Below are 26,160 nucleotides of genomic sequence, written 5' to 3' on the forward strand. Positions count from 1 at the left end.
TAGCCGCATTCAGGCGGCGTGCAGCTTTTCCATGTGGTCGCGGATCAGCGCGAGGTCGGCATCGAAGTTGGCGCTTTCTTCTCGCTTTTTTTGCGGGTCGGGAATGCGGAGGAGATAGGAGGGGTGGTTGGTGATGAAGAGCACGGCGCCATCTTCGAGCGGGATCGGCTGACCGCGCATCTTTGAGATCGTAACCGCTTTGCCCAGAAGGCTTTGGGCCGCGCTGGCGCCGAGGGCGACGACGATCTTGGGTTTCAGAAAATCGCGCTCGAGATTAAGCCAGAAGCGGCAGGCCTGGATTTCACCGGCATTGGGCTTTTGGTGGATGCGGCGCTTGCCGCGTGGCTCGAACTTGAAGTGCTTTACCGCATTGGTGACATAAAGGCGGCTGCGGTCTATGCCGGCCTTTTCCATAGCTTCGTCAAAGACTTGACCGGCAGGACCGATGAACGGGCGACCAGCGAGATCCTCTTGGTCGCCGGGCTGCTCGCCAACGAACATGACCTCGGCCTGGGCAGGGCCTTCGCCAAAGACCGGTTGCGTGGCGTGCTCGTAAAGCGGACACCGGCGGCAGCCGCCAATCGCCTCTGCAGCATCGCTAAGCGATTGAATATCCTTAGCTTCTTCCTCGACCTCATGCGCTTTTTGGCGCGTGTGGCGTGCGGGCGGCTGGGTCGCGGCGCGGGCGATCATGTCCTGCTCCATTTGCCTGGCATTGCGGATCAAGGGAGCAATGCGGGCCGCTTCGGGCAGGTTGCGCCAATATTTCATCGGCATTTCCGACTTCATCATCGCGACCTTGAGGCGGGCGGGGTTGAAGATGGAATCGTAGTAGGTCTGCCAATCATCCTCCACCGCATCCTCGGCGGGGATATCTTTCTTGGAGCCCCCGGGGCCAAAGCGCAGATTTTCCTTGTCCCAGAAGGCACTTGAGTAGGGTGTGACAATGCCCCAGACCATGCCAGCAAAGCGGCGACAAAAAAACGGTGCCGTGGCTTCGAGGGTGTGATGTTCGGGCTCGAACCAGGCGATGTACTGCTCTTCATCAGCGTCGGGGATGGCACGGAAGCGGACGAATGCCTTCATCTTATGGGCATCTCGACGCACTGCAGAGGCCAGTTTCGTTAACATTCCGGTATCGGCGTCAGCAGCATTAGCGAGAATTCGTGAATCCTGCTGCAGGCGCCAGAGCATCCGGTAGAGTAGCGCGAAGCGTTCCGGCTCGGAATGCTGGATGACCGACCCGGCGAGCTCCATGAACTGGCGGGGGACCGAGCCGATCGGACCATCGGTCTGTGGCAGCATGTCGTCGCCCGCTTCGAAGAGCCCGTTCTCTTCCGCCCCGACCCGCCAGACGACTTGCGAGGGTTTTAAGCCGGCCGCGAGCAGACGGCGGGCCTTGCCGCGCCACTCGTCGAGATCATTGAGATGGTCGAGCCGGACGGACAGCATCAGAAAAGCTCGAGCTGTTTGGGCTGGGGCGTGAGCTTTTGCTTGAGCTTGATATCGTCGGTGAGACCGCCGGGGGTCCAATCGGCAGCCGAGATGAAGGGGCGCACCTTGTCGATCGAGGCGGTGAGGCGCGAGACATCGGCAAGCGTCAGGCGATGATGGCGCCGCGAGGTGATGACGCGGTCGACAGCGCGGACGCCGAGGCCGGGAACGCGCAGCAGCATTTCCCGGTCGGCGCGGTTGACGTCGACGGGGAAACTCTGCCGGGTTTTGAGAGCCCAGGCGAGTTTTGGATCGATATTGAGATCGAGATGACCACCCTCCCCGCCCGCAACGATTTCTGGGACATTGAAGCCATAAAAGCGAATGAGCCAATCGGCCTGGTAAAGGCGATGCTCGCGCATCAGCGGGGGCGGCGCGAGCGGCAGGCGCGATGAGGCGTCGGGGATGGGCGAGAAGGCGGAGTAATAAACGCGCTTAAGCCGATAGCCGGAATAAAGGCCAGCGGCGCGCGTGAGGATGGCGCTGTCATCGGCCTTATCGGCGCCGACGATCATCTGGGTCGATTGGCCGGCAGGGGCAAACTTTTCGGGTTTGGCTTTTGACGGCTTCTTGTCGGGTGTCGCTTCGTCGAGCTTACCGCGCAGACGGGCCATTGCGGTGCGGATTTCTGAAGGACGCTTTTCCGGCGCGAAATGTTCGAGCGCGGAATCGGTGGGCAATTCGATATTGGTCGACAGGCGATCGGCCCAGCGGCCAGCTTCCGCGAGAAGCTCGGGGGCCGCATTAGGAATGACTTTGAGGTGGATGTACCCGGCAAAGAGATGGACCTCGCGCAGAGTGCGTGCGACGCGGACCATCTCCTCCATCGTATAATCGGGCGAGCGGATGATGCCGGAGGAGAGGAAAAGTCCCTCGATGTAATTGCGCTTGTAAAAATCGAGCGTCAGGCGAACGACCTCATCGACCGAAAAACGGGCGCGGGCGACGTTGGAGGACGAGCGATTGATGCAGTAGGCGCAGTCGTAAACGCAGAAATTGGTCAGCAGCAGTTTGAGGAGTGAAATGCAGCGGCCATCGGGCGCATAGGAATGGCAGATGCCGCTGCCTTCGGTCGAGCCAATGCCGCCGGTCTTGGCACTATTGCGCTTTTCCGTGCCGCTCGAGGCGCAGGACGCATCGTATTTGGCAGCATCGGCAAGAATGGCGAGTTTTCGCGAGAGCGTCAGAGCAACCATTGTTCTTCCTTTGTTCTAAAAATAGCGAGAGACCGGCGCGGGTGCATGTGAAAAAGACATGTCTGAGGAAATTGTGATGAGGGGACGGCTCGGGAGATTCCCGCTTCCGCGGGAATGACGCGGTGGTAAAACGTGTCGCAGGCGATTGGCCCTGGAGACCGCATAATGGATATATTGAACAAACTGCCTGCCAACGAGCCGGTGTCGCTGATTGCCGAATTTACCGCGCGGGTGGGCAAGGCGGAGGAGGTGGCCGAATTGCTCGCTGGGCTGGCCACCGATGTGCGCGCCGAGCCGGGCAATGTGGTGTTTGACACCTATCGTCGCTTCGATGCTCGGCAAAAATTCGTGGTCTACGAAATCTACAAAGACCGTGCGGCATTCGAGGCGCATATTTCGGCGGAGTATGGCGCCGTGTTCAATGCCAAATTGCGGACGCTGATCGAGGAGCCCAATTCGGTGTTGACGTTTCTGAGCGCGGTCTGATCTCCAGGTGGCGCTTGGAAGGGTCTGTGCTATGCCCGGGGCAACCAGAGGGGCTGACCATGCCGACGCTTTATTTCGTTCAGGGTTTTAGACAGAAGGGCCGCAAGCTCGAGCCGGATATGCCGACAGCGCATAAATCCGCCGAGGCAGCCATTGCTTCGGCTGAACGCATCGCGCCATCGCGCGCCGGCATCTGGGCCTATTCGGCCGATGTCGATGTCGAAGCCGACACTTATGACGAGCCAAAGGTGCTCTTTAAGGCGGGGACGCTGCCTGCGGGTGTCGCCGATTAATCGTTCGAAAATCGACACCAGTGCGTTGCTATTGTCTTTCTTTGTCTAACGCGCCGTCTGCCATACATTCATGAGCGAAGACGGCGCCTGGCGCCGCGTGAATTGGGAGACATCAAATGACCCTCGAACTTGGCGGCATCCACCACCTGACGGCCGTGACCGCCGACGCACCGCGCAACCTTAAATTTTATACCCAGACGCTCGGCATGCGCCTCATCAAGAAGACGGTGAACCAGGACGACACCTCGGCCTATCACCTCTTTTATGGCGATGGTGTCGCCTCGCCCGGCGCCGACCTGACCTTCTTCGATTTTCCCACGCTGCGCGAACAGCGCGGCAACCATACGGTGGGCCGCACGGGTCTGCGCGTCGACAGCGAAGAAACGCTGAAATGGTGGAAGGAGCATCTCGAGGCCAACCAGGTTTCGACGAGCGGGATCAGGGAACGTCTGGGCCACGTCTCCATGGATTTCGAGGATTTTGAGGGCCAGCGCTTCCGTCTGGTCGTCGATGGGCGGAACAAGGTGATCCCTTGGGCCAAATCGCCCGTGCCGGAAGACAAGCAGATCATCGGGCTCGGACCGATCACGCTTTCGGTGCCAAAACTCGAGCCGACCGATGCCATGCTGACGCGTGTGATGAACATGCGCCAGGTGCGGCACTATGCGGCCCGCGAACGCGGCGGCGAAGTGTTCGTCTATGAAATGGGTCCGGGCGGCCCGGCAGCGGAACTGCATGTTTCGGTTGACCCGAGCCTGCCCCAGGCACGGCCCGGTGCTGGCGGCGTGCACCATGTCGCCTTCCGCACGCCGGATCAGAATTCGCTCCATGAATGGATCGAACGCGTGAACAGCTTTGGCATTCGATCTTCGGGCGAAGTCGAGCGGTTCTATTTTACCTCGCTCTATTTCCGCGAGCCCAATGGGATTCTGTTCGAGATTGCGACAGATGTGCCCGGATTTGCGGCGGATGAGCCGATGGAGACGCTGGGCGAAAAACTGTCGCTGCCGCCGTTCCTGGAAGGGCGCCGGGCGCAGATCGAGGCAGGGTTGAAGCCGTTGGTTTGAACTGACGATGCAGCGCCGGCAGAGGGTTCCCCCTCATCCGGCGCTGCGCGCCACCTTCTCCCCGAGGGGGAGAAGAAAAGGCCAGTCGCTCTCGTGTTATTCCTCTCCCACTTGGGGAGAGGGTAGATCGGGCAGCGCCCGAGACGGGTGAGGGGTTACTGCGCGTCCGGCTCCAGCATCGCGGCATCCCTGACCAACCTGACGAACTCGGCGCGGTAACCGCCTTCGTCCATGCCGCGGGCGGATTGGGCCAAGGCTTCGATTTCGGCCCAGGTCGTGTCACTGCCATAGGCGCTGCCGCGGAGTTTTTGGCCGAAGGCGGCGACGGCGGTGGCGAATTGGGCATCGATCCCGGCGACGGCGATGTCGTCATAGGCGACCGATGGGGTCACCGGCTGTTCGATCAACTGACTGACGCTCTCGCCGGGCAGCTTGTAGCGGATTTTGAGGAAGGCGAGTTCGTCGCTGGCGGCGGGTTGCGCCGTGTCGCTGCCATAGCGCAGGGGATCGACCTGGCCTTCGCCGGCCGGGGTGATTTCGTAAAGCGCGGTGACCGTGTGGCCAGCGCCGATATCGCCGGCATCCACCGCGTCATTGTTGAAATCCTCGCGGTTGAGATGACGGGTTTCGTAGCCGATGAGGCGGTATTCCGAGACGAGCGCCGGATTGAACTCGACCTGGACTTTGACGTCCTGAGCAATAGTGTGGAGCGTGCCGCCGACTTCTTCGACGAGCACCTTCTTGGCCTCGGCGAAGTTGGAAATGTAGCTGGCATTGCCATTGCCGTTCTGCGCCAGCGCCTGCATGGTCGCATCATCAAGATTGCCGCGGCCAAAGCCGAGCACAGAAAGGCTGATGCCGGACTGGCGCTTTTTAGTGATGAACTGTTCCAGCGCCTTAGGGTCATCGATCCCGACATTGAAATCGCCATCGGTCGCGAGGATCACCCGATTGGTGCCATCGACCTTGCCCTGTTCGGCAAGGCGATAGGCAAGCTCGATCCCTTCGGCGCCGGCAGTGGAGCCGCCTGCCCCAAGCTCGTCGAGCGCGGAGAGGATTTTTGCCTTGTCGCTGGCCGAAGTGGGTTCGAGCGCGACACCGGCTGAACCAGCATAGGTGACGATTGAAACCGTATCCTTGTCGCTCAACTGATCGAGCAGCAGCGCAAAGGAGCGTTTGAGGAGCGGCAGCTTGTCAGGCTCGTCCATCGAGCCTGATGTGTCGATGAGGAAGACGAGATTGCTCGGCGGAATGGCTTCGGCCGGCGGGGCATAACCGCGAATGCCGATCGCCATGATCTCGGTCTTGTCGTTCCAGGGCGTCGGGAAGATTTTGATTGTCGGTTTGAACGGCATGTCAGCGCTGGGCGCGGCCGGGTAGTCGTAGGGGAAATAATTGATCAATTCTTCGATACGCACGGTATCGGGCTCTGGGACAAAACCGTCCTCGAGCTGGCGGCGGACATAGGAATAGCTCGCCGTATCGACATCGAGCGAGAAAGTTGAAACGGGCTCCTCGGCGGCAATCTTGAGGCGCTGCTCGTCAAAGCTGGTAAATTCGTCGCCGCTCGGTTCGGTGGCTGATGTGCCGACATAGGCAGGGCTCATGGCGCTGTCCTGCGCCAGCGTTATCGGCGCGGCCGGTGGCCGGGGGACGGCGGACGGCATGCGCATCATCGACGGCGCGGCTTCGCTTTCGAGCATCGGCTCTGGCGCAACCGGCATGGTTGTCACGGGCGGCGCCACGGCCGGCGCTTCGCTCCGCGTATCGACCGGCGCGGGCTCAGCCTCTTCGACGGGCTGCGGGGCTGGAGCCGGACGGCTGACCGACTCCGTCGGCGAAAGAGCGGTCGAGGAATAGAGCTGCCAGCCGAGCGGCAGGACGAGGAGGGCAATGGCGGCAGTGCCGATGGGAACGCGCATATCCATGATCGAAATCCTTTTGAAGGAAGCGAAGATGGACATGAGACGGCGGGCCGCGGGATTTCCTTTGGCCGGGATTTTGGATTTTTCGGTTTCGGCTTCGAATGCGGCGCGGGCGGCGGCGAGCGCAGCGGCTTTAGCCGCATCGCGCGGCCGCGGAGCCGGCGCATTGCGGAGCTGGTCGAAGGGATCGGGGCGATGATCGGTCATAGGAGCCCCCTCAAGGTCTTGCGGGCTTCGTGGACGTGAAAAGAGACTGTGGCTTCCTTGATGCCCATGATCTCGGCGGCGCGGGCATGAGAAAGGCCTTCGGCATAAACGAGGAGCACGGCATCGCGCTGCTTTTCCGGCAGGCGGCGCACCGCATCCCAAAGCTGGCTGCTGGTCGCCGCATCTTCCTGCGAGGGCGCTTCTTCGGTTGGGGCGATCTCGGCATAGGCATCGACATGGGCGCCGCGGCGGCGGCCGGCGCGCTGAAAATCGCGCACCATATTGATGGTGATCCGATAGACCCAACTCGAGAAGGCGCTGCGGCCGTCAAAACTTTTGAGCGCTGCACCGAGCCGCACGCAGACATCCTGCGCGATGTCCTCGGCGTCGGGCGCATTGCCGCACCAGCGCCAGGCCGTACGGAAAATGCGGTCGTATTGGTCCTCGATCAATTCGGCAAACGCCTCGGCATCGCCATTCTGGGCGCGCCGCACCAAGGCCTCGGAATAGGCATGGGTCGGATCGGGGATGGATGCGGCAGTCAGTCCCACCAAGCTTGCCTGCACATGAAGCCTCTTTGGCGCTAGTTTAGCGTAAGACGTTCGGCGGCCGACGATCCTTTGGTCGCTTTTCAGATTTTTTGCGGGAAAACTTTTGCCATGACCGACAGCCCCTTCAAGCTCAACCGCACGCGGGTCTTCCTCCTCGCCATGGGCGCGCTGATCCTGCTCATTACGATATCGATGATGATGGGTGGGCTTGGCTCGTATCAGGCACTGCGCGATGCGGCCAGCGCGGGCGTGCAGCCGACAGCGGAGCAGACTGCAAACTAAGAGTTCTGCCTTTTCGAAACCCGCGGCACCTTGGCGCCGCGGGAAGAGTGGTGGTGACTTACTTTGCGGCGGTGCCGGTGCGGATGCCTTCGAAGGCCTCGTTCAGAGCCGTGGCGGCGTCGGCCAGTTCCTTGCGCTCGCCGGCGAGCCAGGCCGTGTCGCCCTCGATAGTCGCATGCTGTCCGGCAATCATGCGCGCCACTTCTGCCGGCTGCGGACCGCCGAGGCCCAGGCTGGCATTGACCATGCCTTGTGGGCTTAGCGCCTCGCGGAACCGTTCTTCGGTGAGCGGGAAGGCAATATCGGCGAGATCATATTCCGCGGCTGCTTCAGCAAAGATCTTCTCGGCCTCGGCAAATGGCAGGTCGGCGGGCTTGAGCGCATTGGCACGGCCATAGGTCACGAGCATCGAGGCGAAGTGGTGCCCGACGCGGAAGGGAACGTCGGCCTCACGCTGCAGGACGTCGGCCAATTCGGTCGAGGTTGAATAGTCGGCATTGACCTCGGCCAGCGCCACGGCTTCGCGGAACTCGAGATCCCCGAGGAGGCTTTCAAGCGAAGCGAGCATTTTGGTTGCCGCTTCCAGGGTTTCGGTGGCTGAATTGCCCTGATCACGGAGGCCATGAGGCAGATTGTGGGCGCCGAAATAGAACCCGGTGGACTTGGCGAGGACCGCGCTGGCATTGCCACGCACGGTATTGACCGAGTTCGGATTGCGCTTTTGCGGCATGATGCTGCTGCTGCCGGTGGTGCCATCCTTGAGGATCAGCCAGGGCGACGTGAACCGATATTGCGCTTCGATATCGGAGAGGAGCGTGCCGACGGTGAGCGCCATTGAATTGGCAACCCCCACCGCAACGCCACCGGTATCGATGCGCGACAGCTGGTTGGCATCGAACGAATTTTCGAGGGCGCCGCCGAAGCCGAGAAGTTCGGCCAGTCGTTCGCGATCGACCGGGAAGCTCGACGTACCAAGTGCGGCCGAGCCCAGGGGCGACATGTTGACTTCGTCATAGAGGACTTTGACGCGCTCGGCGGCACGGTCAAGCGCCTGCACATAGCCGGTGATGTAGTGGCCGAGCGTGATCGGCTGCGCCTGAACACCGACCGTATAGGCAGGAACGATGGCGTCTGGATTGGTTTCGGCCAAAGTCAGCAGCGCGGTGCGCGTGTCGATCAGCGCCTGGAGCAATTGCAGTACGGCTTCGCGCTGGAACAACCGCTCGCTGGTCGAGCCGATATCCTGGCGGCTACGGCCCGAATGCATGCGAGTGACGTCAGGGCCGCCGATTTCGATCAGGAGCGGTTCGACCTGCAGATAATCGCCCGAGCGCGCGGCGCCTTCGACGGATTGATCTTCGATAACCTGCGCCACGGCATCGGCAATGGTGACGCCGAGATCGGCCGGGACGATGCCGGTTTCGACCACCATGACAGTCGATGCCTTGTTCATCTCCGAGAGCCAATAGAATGAATCTTGTGGAGCGTCCTGCGCCTGCAGGGACGTGCTGGTGAGCATTGCAATGGTCAAGGCAGCGCAGAACCCGGCTTTGCCGGGGCGAATTGGGGCAATCATGCTTTATCCTCCGAGGTGCCAGGCCTTCTCTTCGGAAGATCGAGGCACCGTGTGTGATTCTGCGGCCGGCATTTCGGTCCGCAATGACGAAACACTTCCACACTGACCAGGCGTAGAATAATGCATAGTTCGACCAAAACCATGCGTGAGGCGCATATATGGATTTGTGGGCATTGCGCGTCCTCGACGCGGTCGTAACGGCCGGAACCATCAGCGGAGCCGCGGAAATCGTGCGCCGCACGCAACCTCAGATCAGCCGCATCGTGCGCGATCTCGAGGCAAAACTCGGCTTCGAACTGTTCTTTCGGATCGGACGAAGGCTGTCGCCTACGCCTAATTGCCTAGTCTATCTCGAAGAGAGCCGGGACATTCTCGACCGGGTAGCGGCACTCGACATCACCGCGCGGCAATTGCGAGCCCAGCAGCAGCCAGACCTCCACATTGTTGCGCCACCCTATGCTTTTCATGGACTACTGCCGCCCGTGGTGGCCCAATTGCGCGCGGAAATGCCCGATGTGCCTCTGACTGTGTCGGGTCTCCATCGGCAGGATAATGGCAAATGGATGATGCCCTCGGGGTTCAATGTGGGCCTTGCCGTCTTGCCTTTCGATTTGCCCGAAGTCATTCAGCAAAGCGTCGGGACTTTTGGCGCGGCGGTCATTTTGCCACGAGGGCATGCGCTTTCGGGTCGCGCGGTGCTGACCGTTCGAGATATCGACCAGCATCCCTTTGTCGCGCTGCGTCAAGCGGCGCCATTGCGGCGGCAACTCGATCGTCTGTTTGAGGCCGAAGGCATAAGGCCCAATATCGCGATGACGGTCCCCGACTCCACCTCGGCGCTGCGCATGGTGATGGAGGGTGTCGGCCTGACCGTGGGCGATATCTTTAGTGCCCGCTCAATTGGCGGCGCGCAGGTTGAAATCATTCGGTTTGAGGGTCTGCAGCCAGGGCAGCTTGGCGTGTTCTGGCCAAACACGTCAGCGAGCCACCCTGCCCGCACGCGTTTCCTGGAGATATGCACTGAGCTTTTAGCGCGACAGTGAACCGATGCGGCTAAAGACCCCGGCTCAAGGCCGGGTTCACATTTGCTCGCTAAGGCCGCCGAACGTTCAAGCCACCAAAGCCTGCGGCACCGCCTCTGCGATGAAGCCTCCCCCGAGCACTTCCGAGGTTTGACTGTCGTCGGCGTAGAAGACGCAGGCTTGGCCGGGGGAGATGCCGTATTCGCCGGTGACGAGGGTGACGTAGACTTCGCCGTCCTGCATCTGGATGACGGCGGGCTGGGGGCCGCGGGTGGAGCGAACTTTGACTTCCACCGGGGCGCCATTGCCGGCGCTGGCTTCGGCGAGCGGGATGGCTCCGAGCCAATTAACGTCGCGAAGGCGGACGGTGTGCGTTTTCAGCGCTTCGCGCGGCCCGACGATGACGCGGCCGGTGCGATGCTCGAGTTTGACCACATAGAGCGGTTCGGCGGCGGCGACGCCGAGGCCTTTGCGCTGGCCGATCGTGTAGTGAACGATGCCGTCATGCGTGCCGAGGACGCGGCCGTCGAGATGGACGATCTCGCCCTGGGCCAGCGCTTCGGGGTGCATCTTGGCGATGATATCGGCGTATTTGCCCTGCGGCACGAAGCAGATGTCCTGGCTATCGTGCTTCTCGGCGATTTCGAGACCAAATTCGCGCGCGAGTTCGCGCACGGCTGGCTTGCTCATGCCCCCAAGCGGGAAGCGCAGGAAATCGAGCTGATCTTGCGTCGTGGCAAAGAGGAAATAGGTCTGGTCTCGATCGCTGTCGACGGGGCGGAAGAGCTGGCGGCGGCCATCTTCGCCGAGACGGGCCTGGACATAGTGGCCAGTCGCCAGAACGTCAGCGCCGAGATCGCGGGCGACGGTCATCAGGTCGACGAATTTCACCGACTGATTGCAGGCGATGCAGGGCACCGGGGTTTCGCCCTGCTGATAGGCATTGGCGAAGGGCTCGATCACCGAGGCCTTGAAGCGCTCTTCATAGTCGAGGACGTAGTGCGGGATCCCGAGCTTGGCGGCAACGCGGCGGGCATCGTGGATGTCCTGGCCGGCGCAGCAGGCGCCCTTGCGATGGGTGGCCTCGCCATGATCGTAAAGCTGCAGGGTAATGCCGATGACTTCATAGCCCTCTCGGGCGAGCACACCGGCAACGACGGAGGAGTCGACGCCCCCGGACATGGCGACAACAACGCGCGTGTCCTCGGGACGCTTGGCGATATCAAGCGAATTCAACATGTCTTTCCAATCCGGATGGGGTCAAGGGCCAGCGGATAAGCGTGAGCGGCTTCCATACGCCGAATGATGTTTCTAGGCAATCGGCGGCCCGGCAGGATTTGCCGGGTGGGGGTCAAACTGTTCCGAAGTACTGACCGAATGCAAAGCTGAGGAGAACAGACAGCGTGGTCCGACCAAAGCTAATCATCTGAAACTGATAGCAAAATTTCGAAACGCGCAAACTGGCAAGGCGCTTGCATTGAGTGAAGGGAATTCATTCGTTCGACGGAGCGCAGTCATGGCTTCAACAGTGGCAAATCTGCTGACCTCGATGGTTGGCAATGTGGTCAAGCCTCAACCGATCATTCCGATCGGTGGGGGCGACGACGGCTTTGCACGCATGCTTGACGCTGCCGCGAACACACCGGCACGGCCAGAACAGCCTGCGACGCAACAGACAGCGCCGAGCGATAGCGCGCCAGCGTCGAGTGATGCTGCGCCCGCAGCGGACGAAAAACCCACCGAAACCACAGAAACGGCCAAGGCCGGTGAAACCACCGAGACCAAATCCGACGACGACAAGGATACCGGAACCGGCGAGAATAGCCTGGCGGAGAGCCTCCTGGCGGCGCTCGCGGCGCTGGGGCTGAGCACCGAACAGGTCGGCCAGGCGGCCGCGACCAATGACCCGGCAGCCCTCGGCGAAGTCGAAGGCGCGCTCAACGATCTCGCCAAGCAACTTGGGATGGACCTCAAGACGCTGATGCAGCAATTGGCCGAGCTCGCCAAGGGCGTGGCGGCGGCAGGCGGTGGCAAGGACGATCTGGCGGCAAAGCTGAAAGCCTTTGTGAGCGATAAGCTCGGCGCCGCCGGTGTCGCTCTCGATCCGGGCATCGAAGAGAGCTTTGCCAAGCTTTTGGACGGGCTCGAAAAGCTCGCCAAGGCCATCCCCACAGAACCGGAACTGGCAACGCCCGAACTCAAGCTGACCGAACCCGTCCTGACCGGCAAAGCGACTGCGACGGCGGCCGAAGAAAAGCCGGCAGTTGCCGCGGCGGACCTTGAAGCAAAGCCCGAGCGCAAGACCGAAGCCAAGCCGGCCGATGCCGCGCCGGTGGCACAGGACAAGGCGCCCAACGCTACCCAGTCCACGCGCCAGAATGCGCCTCAGGACAATAATTCGGCTGTGAGCGCAGCAGGCCCGGCACAAGCGGCGCAGCCCCAGAATGATCCCACGGCTCAACCCGTCAATGCCGCGACGACGCCGCGCATCGTCCAAACCGGCTATCAGACGAGCCAGCAGCAACTCAACCTGCCGCAGATCGCCTTCGAGCTATCGCGGCAAGTGGAAGGCGGCAATACCCGCTTCCAGATGCGGCTCGATCCGGCCGAACTGGGCCGTATCGATGTCCGGCTCGATATCGACCACAAGGGCCAGGTGCATGCCAAGCTGACCGTGGAAAAGGCGGAAACGCTGGACCTGATGCAGCGCGACCAGCGCGCCCTCGAAAAGGCGCTGCAGCAGGCGGGCCTTGATCAGAGCAAGACCAATCTCGAATTCTCGCTGAAGCAAAACCCCTTCGCTGGTGACCAGAACCAGCATTCGGGCAGCGAGCAAGGCGGGTTCGGCGGTGGCCAGGATGGCCAGGAAGAGACAGAAGTCGCCGCTCCCCCCATTACCCTTTATCGCGGCGCGCTTCAGGCGAGCGGCGTCAACATCATCGCTTAAGGACCCACCACCATGGTTGACGGCGTTTCCGGCTCTTCCAACGTAAGCAATAACAGTGGTCTTGCAGCTTCGCGCCAGACCATTGCGCAGAACTTTGACACCTTCCTCTCGATCCTGACGACGCAGCTCAAGAACCAGAACCCGCTCGATCCGCTCGACACCAACCAGTTCACCCAGCAGCTCGTGCAGTTCACCGGCGTCGAGCAGCAGCTCAAGACCAATGAATATCTCGGCAGCCTCCTGTCCTCGACCCAGAATGCGGGCCGCATGGACGCCGTCAATTATATCGGCAAGCAGGTGACGATTTCGGGCAAGACGACCCAGCTTTCCGGCACCCACGCGATGTGGAGCTACAATGCCGAAGCGAACGTCGCCAATGCCAATATCACCATCAAGAACGACAAGGGCGACACGGTCTATACCCAGGCCGGCTCGCTCAATATGGGCTCGGGCACCTTTGCCTGGGACGGCATCGGCAGCAATGGCCAGCCTATGCCCGACGGGCTCTACACACTGACGCTCGAAGGCACCAATGTGTCGGGCAAGAACGTCAAGATCACCACTTCGGCCATCGGCAAGGTGAGCGCGGTCGATTTCTCGTCGGGCTCCCCGATGGTAACGGTCGGCGCGGCCAAGGTGCCGCTCAGCGATGTCAGCGAAGTCCGCCTACCGGACGCGACGACAACGCCGGCTTCGTAAAGAGCCCAAGGCTTTTCTTGATTGGCACCGCTGTCCGATGGGCGGCGGTGTTTTGGTTTCGGCCGCCACAAAGCGCTTGAGCCTTAAGCCCGGGCTTGCCATGAGAGGCTGCCCACCCTGCCCGCCGAACCGAGCCCATATCCATGCAGCCGCACCAGCGTCTCTACTTCATGCAGTTTGCCTTTGCCATCACCATGGGCGGCATGCTGACGCGTCTGCCGGACCTACAGGTGAAATTCGGGCTGACCGAAGGCCAGCTCGGGCTGATGCTTATTACCATGTCGCTCGGCGTCTTGTGCGGCATCACCTTCCTTGGCCGCACGGTCGAGCGGCTTGGGGCGCGGACGGGGTCGTTCATCGCCATTTTTGGGGCCTCGGCGCTATACGCGCTCGTGCCCTGGATGCCCAGCGCGCTCTGGGTAGCACCGGTGCTGTTCTGCGCAGGCCTTCTCGCCGGGGCTCTCGAAATTCTGATCAATGTCGAGGCCGACCGGCATGAGGCTCTGCTCGGCCGCCGGATCATGAGCCGTGTGCATGGCATGTGGAGCTTTGGGTTCTTCGTGACGGCACTCGTCGCAGCGGGTCTGCGGCAGGCCGAGGTATCGGTGGCGATCCATCTCGCGATTGCGCTGGTAGTGGTCGTCGTCTCTGGCGTCTTCATTCTTTCCAAGGTGGAAAACGCACCAGCGCGAGTGGAAGACCATGGCGGGCAGACGCACGCTTTTGCCTTCCCGACCATTGGGCTCCTGCCATTGTGCCTTCTTGGGGCCGCGCCGCTCTTTGTGGAGGGCGCCGGGGTCGACTGGTCGGCGATCTATATGCGCGACGTGTTCAGCGTCGAGCCGTTTATCGGCGGGCTCAGCGTCACCCTCTTTTCGCTCGCTATCGCCATCGGGCGGTTGAGCATGGACCGGGTCATCGATCGGTTTGGGCCGCAGGCCGTGGGGCGGACGCTGCTGCTGGTGGCAACGCTTGGCGTGGTGATGGTCGCCTCGGCGCCCCATCCGCTCGTGGCGCTACTGGGCTTCATGCTGGCGGGGATCGGCTGCTCTTCAGTTTACCCGCTCGCCATCTCGGCAGCAGCGCGGCGGACGGACCGCCCATCGGCCGTTAATGTCGCGGCGCTGAGCCAGATGACCTTCGTCGTCTTCTTTGCCGGCCCGCCGCTTCTGGGGTTCCTGGCCGAGCATTTCGGCATCAGGACATCCTACTGGGTGATCGTCCCGGTCCTGGCCGTCGCGCTCCTTTTGACGGGTGCCCTGGCGCCGGGAAAGAGAGTCTAAAGCGGGTCGTGGCAAGTATCGCAAGCCCCGACAATTGATTGATATTTCTTCGCAATCTTAACGGGTTGTAAGTTTCCCTTTAGCGGTATCTTAAGCTCATCGGCCTACTCTCATCCTCATATGGTCAGGTTTGAGTAGAGAGTAAAATGACCGTACAGATGCGTCCTCGCGTAAAGTACGTTATCGGTCCGGACGGCAGCCCGCTCACTATTGCGGATCTGCCTCCAGCCAATACCCGCCGTTGGGTTATCCGCCGCAAAGCGGAAGTCGTCGCGGCTGTTCGTGGTGGTCTCCTGAGTCTCGAAGAGGCTTGTGACCGCTATACGCTCAGCGTCGATGAGTTTCTAAACTGGCAGGCTGCCATCGATAAGCATGGCCTTGCCGGGTTGCGGACGACCTGGATCCAGCATTACCGCGAAGGCTAATCGCCTTCGTTTGGGATCGCGACAACCCCCAGGCCCATGGGCCTCGGGGGTTTTGCGCGTTGGCTAAAGCGTCAGGGAATATTATCCGGCATCCATTTCGCGCCGGCAGGGCGCTGGCGCAGACGCTCATAGTGCGCCTCGACATGGGGCAGCGCCTTGCGCTCGAAAGGTGTGCGCAGCCAGCGATGCGTCGAAAGGCCCAACGCTATATCGGCGATCGAAAAGTCCTCGCCGGCAATGAAGGGCGCGCCCTTCGCCAATTCGGCATCGAGAATGTCCATCTGCCCGTTCCAGCGGCTGACTGATTCGGCAATTTTTGCCGGGTCGTCATAGCCGGGGGTCTTCCGGGCGAGCGCATGATGGGCATATCCCCAGGCCGGATTGAGCTCGGTTGCCTGCCAGATCAGCCACTGAAGCGCGCGGCCATGGGCGTGAATGTCCACAGGGAGTAGGGCTGAGCGCGTCTTGGCGAGGTAAAGCAGGATCGCATTGCTCTCCCAAAGCGTCAGTCCATCATCGTCAATGAAGACCGGGATCTGGGCATTGGGGTTAAGAGCGAGGAATTCCGGGACTTTGGGGTCGCGGATGGGCAACCCCCAATCCGCCCGATCATAGCTTTCACCCAATTCGTCCAGCGCCCACAACACTTTGCGCACATTGATCGAGGTGACGCGCCCTAAAACTCGAACCATGGAAATCCTCGTTGTCTACCCGGCAAATCTTGCCTGATTTTGCGTTTCGCATCGAGTGGTTAAGACATTGTTTACCATCTGGTGGGTAATTTTTGCCCAGCGGTCGACGGGGGCTCCCACGACGGCACTAGAACAAACTCGAGTGGCAGCGTGGATAGTCTCACTACTCTCATCAACCGCATCGGCATTGCGCGTCTTGCAGCGATGGCGACTGTGGCCGTGCTCATCCTGGGTTTCTTCGTGTTCCTGATGATGCGCTCCCAAACCCCAAATCTCGCGCCGCTCTATAGCGGGCTGAGCCTTGAGGACTCCTCCGCCATCATCACCCAGCTTGAAGCCTCGAGTGTTCCCTACGAACTGCGCGGCGACGGCGACACCATTCTCGTGCCGCGCGACCAGATCACCACCGTCCGCATGAACCTTGCCGGTGAAGGTTTGCCGAGCAAGGGTCAGGTCGGCTACGAAATCTTCGACCAGCAATCGACGCTGGGTGCGACGAGCTTTGTTCAAAACATCAACAATGTCCGCGCCCTCGAAGGCGAATTGGCCCGCACCATCTCGTCGCTGACGCGCATCAAGGGCGCTCGCGTCCACCTCGTCCTGCCCGAGCGCGAACTGTTCCGCCGCGAACGCAAGGACCCCTCGGCATCGATCGTTCTTTCCGTGCGCGGTGCGCTGTCGAATGGCGAAATCCAGGCCATCCAGCACCTCGTTGCCTCCGCCATCGAAGGCCTGACCCCGCAGCGCGTGTCGATCGTCGACGATGCCGGCAATCTGCTTGCTTCGGGTACCGAAGACGATGGCCTCGGCGCCATGGCCGGCCAGGCCGAAGAACGCGTGCTCGGCTTTGAAAACCGCATGCGTACCCGCATCGAAGACATGCTCGCCAATGTCGTCGGACCGGGCCGGGCCCGCGTCGAAGTGTCGGCGGAACTCGACTTCAACCGCTCGACGACAACCGAAGAAACATTCAACCCCGATGGCCAGGTCGTTCGCTCGACCCAGACCCGTGAAGCCCAGAACCAGTCCGGTGCCGCTGCCGGTCAGGCCACCGTTGCCAATGAACTGCCGGGCGCCAGCGCCAATAATGGCGGCGACGGCAGCACCGAACAGGGCAATTCGACCGAAGAAGTCGTCAACTACGAGATCTCCAAGAAGACCGCGACAGCCGTGACCGAAGCCGGTGCGCTCAAGCGTCTCTCGGTGGCAGTGGTGGTCGATGGCACCTACACCGACGACGGCCAGGGCAACATGACCTATGCCCCGCGCTCGGCCGACGAAATCACTCAGATCCAGACCTTGGTTCGCTCGGCAGTTGGGTACTCGATCGATCGCGGCGACACCGTCGATGTCGTCAACATGCAGTTCGCCGAACGTCCGGACCTCGCTCCGGCAGGCACCGATCAGCAGGGTGGCCTTCTCGACTTTACCCGCGACGACATCATGAACGGCGCCGAAATGGCGGTGACCCTCCTCATCGCGCTCGCCCTGATGTTCTTCGTGCTCCGTCCGCTGCTCAAGAAGGTCATGAGCCCCGAGCCGACGACACTGGCTCTGCCGGCTGCAGTCGAACTGGGCCAGGGCACGACGCTCGATGCCGAAGGCAATGTCATCCCGACGCTGGCCGAAGATCCGATGACCGACCAGGCCCGCGCCGCACTCGCCAATCACGACTGGATCGAAGACGCCAAGGCCCTGGGCGAAGCCCAGCTCCAGCAGCTCAAGTCGGTCGGCTCGCTGGTCGAAGAAAATCCCAAGCAGGCAGCGCTCATCGTGCGCGGCTGGCTCTCCAACGCAGCGTGATCTGACATGGCCCTTGTTTCCCAGTCTGTCGAGAGTGATAGCCGCTCCGGCGGTCCCCAGCTCAGGATCGGCGGCGCTTCGAGCTACCGCGCCCTCAAGGGCGACGAGAAGGCCGCAGCGCTCCTCCTCGCGCTTGGTCCCGATCACGGCAAGCCGATCTTTGAAGAACTCGACGAACACGAGATCAAGACGCTCTCGCGCGCCATGGTCAAGCTCGGCCCGATTACTCCAGCCATGCTCGATGAGCTGATGGCCGAATTCGTCACCAACATTGCTTCCAACGGCAATGTGGCCGGCAATTCCGATTCGACGGAGCGTCTCCTCCTGTCGTTCCTGCCGCAGGAACGGGTCGATTCCATCATGGAAGAAATCCGCGGCCCGGCCGGTCGCAACATGTGGGAAAAGCTCTCGAACGTTCAGGCTGACGTTCTCGCCGCTTACCTCAAGAACGAATATCCTCAGACGGTCGCCGTGATCCTCTCCAAGATCGCGCCGGAACACGCTTCGGACGTGCTGGCCTCGCTTCCGGCGGAACTCGCCATGGAAGTCGTGCAGCGCATGCTCGGCCTCGATGTGGTGCAGAAGGACATTCTCGAAAAGATCGAGCAGACCCTCCGCACCGAATTCATCTCGACGCTCAATACCTCGAAGCGCCGCGACAGCCATGAACTGATGGCCGAAATCTTCAATTCCTTCGATCGCCAGACCGAAGCGCGTTTCATCACGAGCCTTGAAGAACGCAATCGCGAAGATGCCGAGCGCATCAAGTCGCTGATGTTCACCTTTGAAGACCTCGCCAAGCTCGACATGACCGCGGTGCAGACGCTGCTGAGCCGTGTCGACAAGCGCGAACTGGCGCTTTGCCTCAAGGGCGCCAATGACGAGGTCAAGGACTTCTTCCTCAAGAACATGTCGACCCGCGCCGCCAAGCTGATGCAGGACGACATGATGGCCATGGGTCCGGTGCGTCTCAAGGACGTCGACGAGGCTCAGAGCCGTATGGTTTCAACCGCCAAGGACATGGCCGCGAAGGGGGAAATCCTCATCGTCAAGTCCAAGGGCGACGACCAGATGGTCGGCTAAACCATGGCCGCCCTCGCCCGCTTCACTTTCGACCTCGACCTCGCGGACCGCCCGGCCCATGCGGCGACTGCCATGCCGGACTTGCCGCCCGAGCCGGTCGGCATTCCCGAGGACGTCGTTGCCCGTCTCGTGCGCGAGGCGCGGGAAGAAGGCTATGCCGAAGGTCTCATGGCCGGCGAAGGCAATTCCACCTCCATGGCCAGCCAGACCGTTGCAGCCGCCGCCGGCATGCTTGCCGCCCATGCTGCAAGCATGACAGCCGCACTCGACGATGCGCGCATGGAAAACCATGTCGCCGCCGTAGACCTCGCCGTCAGCGTCGGCCGCAAGCTTGCCTTCCACCTCATCAACCGCGAACCGGCCGGCGAACTCGAAGCGCTGATCGCCGAATGCATGCCGAGCCTTTCAGGCGTGCCGCATCTCGTCATCCGCTGCCACCCCGATCTCGCCGACCAGATCCGCGACATCGCCACCGCCCAGATCGCGACTTCCGGCTATGCCGGGCGTCTCGTCGTGATGGGCGAGCCTGACATTCGCCTCGGCGACGGGCGCCTCGAATGGGTCGATGGCGGCCTCATCCGCGATACCGGCGCCCTTGGAACCGACATCGACGAAACCATTGCCAACTATCTCGCCGCCAAGGCGAACAAGACCGGCAACCACCACAACAAGGAGAGCGGTGAATGAATCCGACCGATCCCGAACTCGATATTAATGACATGGGCGAACTCGGCCTCGACGAAATGCCGACGCCCGAGCGTGGCGATCGCATGGAAGCCTATGTCGAGCGCACCGCCGACGACCTCGAAGCTGTCTTCGACGTGCCAGTGCGCGTGTCGGTCGTGCTTGGCCGCACCAAGATGCCGGTCTCGCACCTTCTCAAGCTCGACACCGGCACTGTGGTGGAACTCGACCGCCAGGTCGGCGAAGCCGTCGAAATCTACGTTAACGACCGCCTCGTGGCGCGTGGCGAAATCGTGCTGGTCGAAAACCGGCTCGGCGTCACCATGACCGAGATCATCAAGCCGCAATAATAAGAAACGGGAGTGAATGGTATGCGTCTCCTCATCGTCGGAACCCTTGAAGGTCAACTGAGCCAGGCCACCAAAATGGCCATGGATGGCGGCGCCAAGGTCGCTCACGCGCCAGGCATCGAAATCGCCATGGCAGCGCTCCGCACCGGGCGTGGTGCCGACCTGCTGCTCGTCGACGTGATGATGGATATTGCCGGCCTCATCGCCGCGCTCGAAGCTGAACGCATTGCCATTCCAGTCGTCGCCTGCGGCGTCGAAACCAATGCCGCCGCGGCGGTAAACGCCATCCGCGCCGGCGCCAAGGAATATATCCCCCTGCCCCCCGATGCCGCGCTGATCGCAGCCGTGATCCAGGCCGTGTCGCGCGACAGCGAAGATTTCCTCTTCCGCGATCCCGCCATGCAGCGCGTCGTCAAGATGGCAGAGCAGGTCGCAGGCTCTGAAGCCTCGATCCTCATCACCGGCGAGAGCGGCACCGGCAAGGAAGTCATCGCGCGCTACGTCCACTCGCGTTCGAAGCGCGCCGCCAAGCCGTTCATCTCGGTCAACTGCGCTGCGATCCCAGAAGCGCTGCTTGAATCCGAACTATTCGGCCACGAAAAGGGTGCCTTTACTGGCGCTATCGCGCGCCGCGTCGGCAAGTTCGAGGAAGCTTCGGGCGGCACGCTGCTGCTCGACGAAATCTCGGAAATGGACGTTCGCCTGCAGGCCAAGCTCCTCCGCGCCATTCAGGAGCGGGTGATCGACCGCGTCGGCGGCAACAAGCCCGTGCCGGTCGATATCCGCATCCTCGCCACCTCGAACCGCAACCTCGTCGAGGCTGTCCGCGAAGGCTCGTTCCGCGAAGATCTTCTCTTCCGCCTCAACGTCGTGAACTTGAAGCTCCCGGCGCTTCGCGAGCGTCCGGGCGATATCGTGGCACTGGCCGACCACTTCGTCACCAAATATGCCAAGGCCAATGGCCTGCCAAAGCGCGAGCTTTCGGACGATGCGCGCACCGCCCTCCTCCATGCGCCATGGCCTGGCAACGTCCGCGAACTCGAAAACACGCTGCACCGCGCCGTACTACTCGCCACCGGCACGATGATCGGCTCGGAAGCCATCGTCCTGCCTGATGGCATGGGCCTCAATGAAGCCGCCCGCGCCAATTCGCCGGCCCAGCAGCTCGCCGAAACCGCCGAAGCCATGTCCCGCGCCCTTGTCGGCCGAACTGTGGCCGATGTGGAGCGCGAGCTGATCCTCGACACCCTCGACCACACCTGGGGCAACCGCACTCATGCGGCCAATATCCTCGGCATCTCGATCCGCACGCTGCGGAACAAACTCAACCAATATTCGGACGAGGGAATGAACATTCCCGACCCCGGAGAGCGGCGCAACGTCGCTTAAATTCAAATTTGGCGGGAGGACGGCGAAGTCGCCGCCCTCCTTTCCCGTTTCTCCCCGGTAGCCCGATCCCATGACCGATCTTTCAGCCTCGAATTCCCGCTTCAGCTTCAAGCCACCGTCCGTCAAGACAGTGCTCGATACGCTGCGTTCGGGCGATATCGCCCTCGCCTCCGGCGTCATGGGTCTGATCGTCATCCTGATCGTGCCGCTGCCCGCGCTGATGGTCGACGCGCTGCTCGCCATCTCGATCGTATTCTCAGTGATGATCCTGATGACGGCACTCTTCATCCAGAAGCCGCTTGAATTCTCCTCCTTCCCGACGGTGCTGCTGATCGCGACCATGCTGCGTCTCGGCATGAACCTGGCGACCACGCGCCTCATCCTCTCGGAAGGTCACAATGGGTCGGCGGCGGCCGGTCACGTCATCGAGGCCTTCGGCAACTTCGTGACGCGCGGCAATTTCGTCATCGGGATCGTGATCTTCATTATCCTCGTGATCGTGAACTTCATCGTCATCACCAAGGGTTCTGGCCGTATCGCCGAAGTCGCGGCGCGTTTCTCCCTGGACGCCATGCCCGGCAAGCAGATGGCCATCGACGCCGACCTTTCGGCGGGCCTGATCGATGAAGACACCGCCAAAAAGCGCCGCGCCGAACTCGAAGGCGAAAGTGCCTTCTTCGGTAACATGGACGGTGCGTCCAAATTCGTGCGCGGCGACGCCATTGCCGGCCTCATCATCACCTTCATCAACGTCTCGGCCGGCATGGCCATCGGCATCTTCCAGGAAGGGCTTTCGGCCGGTGAAGCCGGCCAGGTCTATACGCTCCTGACCATCGGCGACGGCCTCGTCTCGCAGATCCCGGCGCTGATCGTTTCGACCGCTGCCGGTATTCTCGTGTCGAAGTCGGGTGTGACCGGTTCGGCCGACAAGGCGCTGACCAGCCAATTCGGCGGCTATCCCAAGGCGCTCGGCATGGCGTCGGCCGTCATGGCCGCTCTCGCCCTCCTGCCGGGCATGCCGCTCATCCCATTCATGGCGCTTTCGGGCGGTGTTGGTTATGCCGCCTACCGCGCCTCGAAGAGCAAGACGGTTCGCGATGTGGCCGAACGCGCCAAGGCCGTGGCCGATGCCGCGACCAAGGCTGCGGGTGGTACGCCGGGCCAGCCTGCCGCTGGTGGTGCGCCGGCAGGCGAACCGCCGATCAGCGAAAGCCTCAAGATCGACGATCTCAAGCTCGAACTCGGCTATGGCCTCCTCGGCCTCGTCAAGGAAGACGACAGCGGCACCGATCGCCTGACCGAGCAGATCAAGGCGCTCCGCCGCCAGCTCGCGCTCGAACTCGGCTTCGTAATGCCGCCGGTCCGAATTCTCGACAACATGCAGCTCGAGCCCAATGACTATAAGGTCCGGATCAAGGAAGTGGAATCGGCGCACGGCCAGATCCACGCCAACCTCCTCATGGTCATGGACCCTTATGGCAATCCGATCGACCTGCCGGGCCACCAGACGACCGAGCCGACCTTCGGCCTGCCCGCAACCTGGATCGATCCGGCACTGCGCGACGAAGCTGAGCTCCGTGGCCTCTCGATCATCGACCCATCGACCGTTATCTCGACGCACCTGACTGAAGTCTTGAAGGCAAACGTTGCTGAACTCCTCAGCTACGCCAATGTGCAGAGCCTCCTTTCGGGTCTGCCGAAGGACCAGCAGAAGCTTGTCGAAGACATCATCCCGAGCCAGATCTCGGTTTCCGGTGTGCAGCGCGTGCTGCAAGCGCTCCTCACCGAACGTATCTCGATCCGCGATCTTTCGACCATTCTCGAAGGCATTGCCGAAGTCGCCGGCCCCGGCCGTTCGATCCAGTCGATCACCGAACATGTGCGTTCGCGCCTTGCCCGCCAGATCTGCGCCGCCAATCTCGGCCAGGACGGCAACCTGCCGCTCCTGACACTCTCGCCGCAATGGGAACGCGACTTTGCCGAAGCCATGGTTGGCGAAGGCGAATACCGTCACCTCGCTATGGCACCGAGCCGCCTGCAGCAGTTTATCGCCGCTGTTGGCCAGGGCTTTGAGCGCGCCGCTCAGCAGGGCGAATTGCCGGTAATGATCACCTCGCCTTCGATCCGGCCACATGTCCGCGCCATCATCGAGCGCTTCCGACCGCAGACGGTGGTGATGAGCCAGAACGAGGTTCACCCCCGCGTGCGCCTGAAGACGGTAGGCAGCGTTTAAGCGCACCCGGCAACGATGAAAACGAAAAGGGCGACCCCAGGGTCGCCCTAATTCATTTGGTCATGCCGCCCGGAATGATCGGAGGTAGGTCGAGAACCGAAGCTTCCTTGGAGGTATCGACCTCGATTTCTTCGGCGAGCTCACGCTCTGCCTGATACCAGAATTCCTGCTCCTGGCCCTCGGGCTGGCCGGCCAGATCCCAAAGCTGGTAGGCCCGGTCGCGAATTTTGTCTTCCTTGTGATGTGCCATGCATTCCTCCTCGTCTTGACGACGTTGGTTAACGCCCGGCAGAGGCGAGAGTTGCCGACCGCTCAGCGTTGGGTCAGCGCAAGCTTTGCGCCCAAGGCGACGAAGGCTGCAGCAAAGGATCGGCGCATCCAGACCATGATGGCGGGCCGCGAGACCACCTGATTGCGGATGGCAGCGGCAAAGAGCCCATAGAGCGCGAAGACCACGAAGGTCATCATCATGAAAACTCCGCTCAATTGCAGCATCTGTGGCACGGCGTCGGGTGCATCGGCGGGAACGAATTGCGGCAGAAAGGCAAAAAAGAAGATCGAGAGCTTTGGATTGAGCAGGTTCATGAGGATGATCTCGGTCGCCATATCCTTGAGTGGCTTTCTCGCCTCATCGGCCTTGACGGCAAGCGAGCCGGTTTCGCGCAAGGTCGCCCAGGCCATGTAGAGGAGATAGGCGACGCCGAGATATTTGATGATCTCGAAGGCCATGGCGCTGGCGTGAAGGATCGCGGCAAGACCGGTGATGGCGGCAATCATGTGCGGGACGATGCCGAGCGTGCAGAACAACGCGGCCCAGAGACTGGCGCGTGCCCCGCGGCCAAGGCCTGCCGCGATGGTGTAAAGCGCGCCGGCGCCGGGCGAAACGACGACGATCAAGGTGGTGATCAGGAATTCAACGGTCATACATCGGCCTCCTCGGGCGCTGCGACCATCTCGCCTGCGCCGCCCGGGGGCAAGACCCCGGCAGATTTATCCACCGAGGCCTTGGGATCTGGTTCAGCTCTGCGTGCCAAATGGAGTGGGCGAATAGGCGTTGGAATTGGAATTGTGCTCCTCGCCTTCACTGGCGCGGAAATTGCCGTCGCTGCCCTCGGCGCGGAGGCTGTTTTCCGCATCGAGCCAGAACTCGACATCGCGGCCTTCGGGCTCTCCGGCTTGCTTCCAGAGCCAGCGGGCCCGTTCGCGGATGCTGTTTTCGTTGATGTCCATGTCAAATCCTCCTGAAATGGCTTTGGTCTAGACAAGTCACGCGGCAACCGCGTGACAGCGCGGCCGGCAACGAGAATTTTAGACGGACCGGAACGGGCCAGCACGCCCGACATTGTTCCGGACGCGACAGCGAGGGCCCCATGCAGCTTTTTTCCTGCGATCACTGCGGCAATACGATCTATTTCGAGAATAATCTTTGCGAGCACTGCGGCCACGCTCTCGGCTATCTGCCGGAGGAAAATGCGCTGGTCTCGCTCGACCCCGCAGGCGACAACGCGTGGACGGCGCCTGCGGTACCCGGCAAGACCTATATCTATTGCGACAACGCGCGCCACGCCGCCTGCAATTGGCTGGTGACAAAGGAAGAGGGCGGGTCGATTTTCTGCCTCGCATGCCAGCATAATGAGACCATTCCCTCGCTCGAGGACCCGCATAATCTATCGCGCTGGCAGACGATCGAACGCGCCAAAAAGCGGTTGTTTTACTCTCTGCTCCGCTTGGGTTTGCCGCTCGAAACGCGCGCGGAAAATCCGGAACATGGTCTCGCTTTCCGGTTTCTCGCCGATGGCGATGGCAATGCGCCGGTGATGACCGGGCATGAAAATGGCATCATCACCATTTCGCTCGCCGAAGCGGACGATGCCGAACGCGAGCGGCGGCGCACCGGCATGGGCGAACCCTATCGCACGCTCCTCGGCCACTTCCGCCACGAGATCGGGCATCACTATTGGGATTTGCTCGTGCGCGAAAAGCCACAGGAGGCACGGTATCGCGAACTTTTCGGGGACGAGCGCGCCGATTATGGGCAGGCACTCAAGACCTATTACGCCAATGGCGCGCCGGCCGGTTGGCCCGCGACCCATATCAGTGCCTATGCGACCGCCCACCCTTGGGAAGATTTTGCCGAAACCTTCGCCCATTATCTCCACATCACCGACACTGTGGAGATGGCTGCCGCTTTTGGCATTCGCGCAAAACCCAGAACGGGGGACGAGAGTCTCGCGCTGCCGCCTGTTCGCTTCGATCCCTATATGGCGCCCGATATGAGCGAGATCGTCGACAACTGGATTCCGCTGGCGTCGCTGCTCAACAATCTCAACCGGGCTATGGGCCAGACCGATGCCTATCCCTTCGTGCTGTCACCGCCCGTGATCGACAGGCTCGCCTTCGTCAACGATCTGGTGCATCAGGCGCCAGCGCTTGAACAACTAGCGGCTCTCGAAGCGGTGGAATGAGAGAGGCA

The 26,160-nt window shown here is 61.7% G+C and carries 26 protein-coding genes; 16 read left to right on the forward strand and 10 right to left on the reverse strand.

Features of this window, described 5'->3' with window-relative positions; translation table 11 throughout:
* Positions 1 to 9: 9 nt before the first annotated feature.
* Together ASE94_RS07605 and ASE94_RS07610 are read right to left on the reverse strand one after the other, a co-directional pair.
* Positions 10 to 1,452, reverse strand: coding sequence for a UdgX family uracil-DNA binding protein (locus tag ASE94_RS07605; RefSeq protein ID WP_062629863.1), 1,443 nt, complete (start codon positions 1,450 to 1,452; stop codon positions 10 to 12).
* Complete coding sequence (locus tag ASE94_RS07610) at positions 1,452 to 2,690, reverse strand: putative DNA modification/repair radical SAM protein (RefSeq protein ID WP_062629864.1); 1,239 nt, start codon at positions 2,688 to 2,690, stop codon at positions 1,452 to 1,454. The genes ASE94_RS07605 and ASE94_RS07610 overlap by 1 nt, the downstream gene beginning before the upstream one ends.
* A 165-nt stretch (positions 2,691 to 2,855) precedes the next feature.
* Here ASE94_RS07610 and ASE94_RS07615 point away from each other — a divergent pair, with 165 nt between their 5' ends.
* From ASE94_RS07615 to ASE94_RS07625, 3 genes are all read left to right on the forward strand, one after another.
* The gene (locus ASE94_RS07615; RefSeq protein ID WP_062629865.1) at positions 2,856 to 3,176 is read left to right on the forward strand and encodes a putative quinol monooxygenase; all 321 of its coding nucleotides are present in this window, start codon (positions 2,856 to 2,858) and stop codon (positions 3,174 to 3,176) included.
* A gap of 59 nt (positions 3,177 to 3,235) precedes the next feature.
* Positions 3,236 to 3,469 (forward strand): hypothetical protein, encoded by a 234-nt coding sequence (locus tag ASE94_RS07620; protein WP_061909101.1) that lies wholly within the window; start codon positions 3,236 to 3,238, stop codon positions 3,467 to 3,469.
* Positions 3,470 to 3,585: 116 nt separating this feature from the next.
* Positions 3,586 to 4,536: a ring-cleaving dioxygenase gene (locus tag ASE94_RS07625; RefSeq protein ID WP_062629866.1), complete on the forward strand. Its 951-nt coding sequence runs from the start codon at positions 3,586 to 3,588 to the stop codon at positions 4,534 to 4,536.
* 155 nt (positions 4,537 to 4,691) lie between these two features.
* Here the strand turns inward: ASE94_RS07625 and ASE94_RS07630 are convergent, their stop codons facing one another.
* Both ASE94_RS07630 and ASE94_RS07635 read right to left on the reverse strand, forming a co-directional pair.
* Positions 4,692 to 6,668, reverse strand: a complete 1,977-nt coding sequence (locus tag ASE94_RS07630) for a VWA domain-containing protein (protein WP_062629867.1) — start codon at positions 6,666 to 6,668, stop codon at positions 4,692 to 4,694.
* Positions 6,665 to 7,219: an RNA polymerase sigma factor gene (locus ASE94_RS07635; protein WP_244483996.1), complete on the reverse strand. Its 555-nt coding sequence runs from the start codon at positions 7,217 to 7,219 to the stop codon at positions 6,665 to 6,667. Before ASE94_RS07635 ends, ASE94_RS07630 begins: the two co-directional genes overlap by 4 nt.
* Before the next feature lie 108 nt (positions 7,220 to 7,327).
* Here ASE94_RS07635 and ASE94_RS20925 point away from each other — a divergent pair, with 108 nt between their 5' ends.
* Positions 7,328 to 7,501 (forward strand): hypothetical protein, encoded by a 174-nt coding sequence (locus tag ASE94_RS20925; RefSeq protein WP_156352012.1) that lies wholly within the window; start codon positions 7,328 to 7,330, stop codon positions 7,499 to 7,501.
* 58 nt (positions 7,502 to 7,559) lie between these two features.
* On the opposite strand, the gene ASE94_RS07640 is transcribed toward ASE94_RS20925, so the two are convergent.
* On the reverse strand, positions 7,560 to 9,077 hold the full coding sequence (locus tag ASE94_RS07640; RefSeq protein ID WP_062629868.1) for a lyase family protein: 1,518 nt from the start codon (positions 9,075 to 9,077) through the stop codon (positions 7,560 to 7,562).
* A gap of 158 nt (positions 9,078 to 9,235) precedes the next feature.
* Between ASE94_RS07640 and ASE94_RS07645 the strand changes: the two genes are divergently transcribed.
* Complete coding sequence (locus tag ASE94_RS07645; protein WP_062629869.1) at positions 9,236 to 10,120, forward strand: LysR family transcriptional regulator; 885 nt, start codon at positions 9,236 to 9,238, stop codon at positions 10,118 to 10,120.
* Between the two features lie 66 nt (positions 10,121 to 10,186).
* Here the strand turns inward: ASE94_RS07645 and mnmA are convergent, their stop codons facing one another.
* A complete protein-coding gene (gene mnmA, locus ASE94_RS07650) occupies positions 10,187 to 11,338 on the reverse strand; it encodes a tRNA 2-thiouridine(34) synthase MnmA (RefSeq protein ID WP_062629870.1) in 1,152 nt (383 codons plus the stop codon).
* Between the two features lie 277 nt (positions 11,339 to 11,615).
* Here mnmA and ASE94_RS07655 point away from each other — a divergent pair, with 277 nt between their 5' ends.
* The 4 genes from ASE94_RS07655 (at position 11,616) to ASE94_RS07670 (ending at position 15,453) form a co-directional block, all read left to right on the forward strand.
* Positions 11,616 to 13,046: a flagellar hook-length control protein FliK gene (locus ASE94_RS07655; protein WP_062629871.1), complete on the forward strand. Its 1,431-nt coding sequence runs from the start codon at positions 11,616 to 11,618 to the stop codon at positions 13,044 to 13,046.
* A 12-nt stretch (positions 13,047 to 13,058) separates the two neighbouring features.
* Complete coding sequence (locus ASE94_RS07660; RefSeq protein WP_061909115.1) at positions 13,059 to 13,745, forward strand: flagellar hook capping FlgD N-terminal domain-containing protein; 687 nt, start codon at positions 13,059 to 13,061, stop codon at positions 13,743 to 13,745.
* A 143-nt stretch (positions 13,746 to 13,888) separates the two neighbouring features.
* A complete protein-coding gene (locus ASE94_RS07665; protein ID WP_062629872.1) occupies positions 13,889 to 15,028 on the forward strand; it encodes an MFS transporter in 1,140 nt (379 codons plus the stop codon).
* A gap of 146 nt (positions 15,029 to 15,174) precedes the next feature.
* Positions 15,175 to 15,453, forward strand: coding sequence for a DUF1153 domain-containing protein (locus ASE94_RS07670; protein WP_035102845.1), 279 nt, complete (start codon positions 15,175 to 15,177; stop codon positions 15,451 to 15,453).
* A 71-nt stretch (positions 15,454 to 15,524) separates the two neighbouring features.
* Here ASE94_RS07670 and ASE94_RS07675 read toward each other — a convergent pair whose 3' ends face one another.
* Positions 15,525 to 16,145 carry a glutathione S-transferase family protein gene (locus tag ASE94_RS07675; RefSeq protein ID WP_062629873.1) on the reverse strand — a complete coding sequence of 207 codons (621 nt, stop codon included), beginning with the start codon at positions 16,143 to 16,145 and terminating at the stop codon, positions 15,525 to 15,527.
* Between the two features lie 150 nt (positions 16,146 to 16,295).
* Here ASE94_RS07675 and fliF point away from each other — a divergent pair, with 150 nt between their 5' ends.
* From fliF to flhA, 6 genes are all read left to right on the forward strand, one after another.
* Complete coding sequence (gene fliF / locus ASE94_RS07680; protein ID WP_062629874.1) at positions 16,296 to 17,948, forward strand: flagellar basal-body MS-ring/collar protein FliF; 1,653 nt, start codon at positions 16,296 to 16,298, stop codon at positions 17,946 to 17,948.
* Between the two features lie 6 nt (positions 17,949 to 17,954).
* Positions 17,955 to 19,031: a flagellar motor switch protein FliG gene (gene fliG / locus ASE94_RS07685; protein WP_061909122.1), complete on the forward strand. Its 1,077-nt coding sequence runs from the start codon at positions 17,955 to 17,957 to the stop codon at positions 19,029 to 19,031.
* A 3-nt stretch (positions 19,032 to 19,034) separates the two neighbouring features.
* Positions 19,035 to 19,718 carry a hypothetical protein gene (locus tag ASE94_RS07690; protein ID WP_062629875.1) on the forward strand — a complete coding sequence of 228 codons (684 nt, stop codon included), beginning with the start codon at positions 19,035 to 19,037 and terminating at the stop codon, positions 19,716 to 19,718.
* A 56-nt stretch (positions 19,719 to 19,774) separates the two neighbouring features.
* Entirely contained in the window at positions 19,775 to 20,065 is a 291-nt protein-coding gene (gene fliN / locus ASE94_RS07695; RefSeq protein WP_244484006.1) for a flagellar motor switch protein FliN, read from the forward strand.
* A gap of 21 nt (positions 20,066 to 20,086) precedes the next feature.
* Entirely contained in the window at positions 20,087 to 21,454 is a 1,368-nt protein-coding gene (locus ASE94_RS07700; RefSeq protein ID WP_061909128.1) for a sigma-54 dependent transcriptional regulator, read from the forward strand.
* Positions 21,455 to 21,524: 70 nt separating this feature from the next.
* Positions 21,525 to 23,687, forward strand: a complete 2,163-nt coding sequence (flhA, locus tag ASE94_RS07705; protein WP_062629877.1) for a flagellar biosynthesis protein FlhA — start codon at positions 21,525 to 21,527, stop codon at positions 23,685 to 23,687.
* 52 nt (positions 23,688 to 23,739) lie between these two features.
* Here the strand turns inward: flhA and ASE94_RS07710 are convergent, their stop codons facing one another.
* From ASE94_RS07710 to ASE94_RS07720, 3 genes are all read right to left on the reverse strand, one after another.
* Positions 23,740 to 23,937, reverse strand: a complete 198-nt coding sequence (locus ASE94_RS07710) for a DUF2934 domain-containing protein (RefSeq protein ID WP_062629878.1) — start codon at positions 23,935 to 23,937, stop codon at positions 23,740 to 23,742.
* 62 nt (positions 23,938 to 23,999) lie between these two features.
* Positions 24,000 to 24,611: a LysE family translocator gene (locus ASE94_RS07715; RefSeq protein ID WP_062629879.1), complete on the reverse strand. Its 612-nt coding sequence runs from the start codon at positions 24,609 to 24,611 to the stop codon at positions 24,000 to 24,002.
* Positions 24,612 to 24,704: 93 nt separating this feature from the next.
* Entirely contained in the window at positions 24,705 to 24,917 is a 213-nt protein-coding gene (locus tag ASE94_RS07720) for a DUF2934 domain-containing protein (RefSeq protein ID WP_062629880.1), read from the reverse strand.
* Positions 24,918 to 25,057: 140 nt separating this feature from the next.
* Here ASE94_RS07720 and ASE94_RS07725 point away from each other — a divergent pair, with 140 nt between their 5' ends.
* The gene (locus tag ASE94_RS07725; RefSeq protein ID WP_062629881.1) at positions 25,058 to 26,152 is read left to right on the forward strand and encodes a putative zinc-binding peptidase; all 1,095 of its coding nucleotides are present in this window, start codon (positions 25,058 to 25,060) and stop codon (positions 26,150 to 26,152) included.
* Positions 26,153 to 26,160 lie beyond the last annotated feature (8 nt).

This window comes from Devosia sp. Leaf64, assembly GCF_001421945.1.
In the GTDB taxonomy this organism is placed as follows: domain Bacteria; phylum Pseudomonadota; class Alphaproteobacteria; order Rhizobiales; family Devosiaceae; genus Devosia.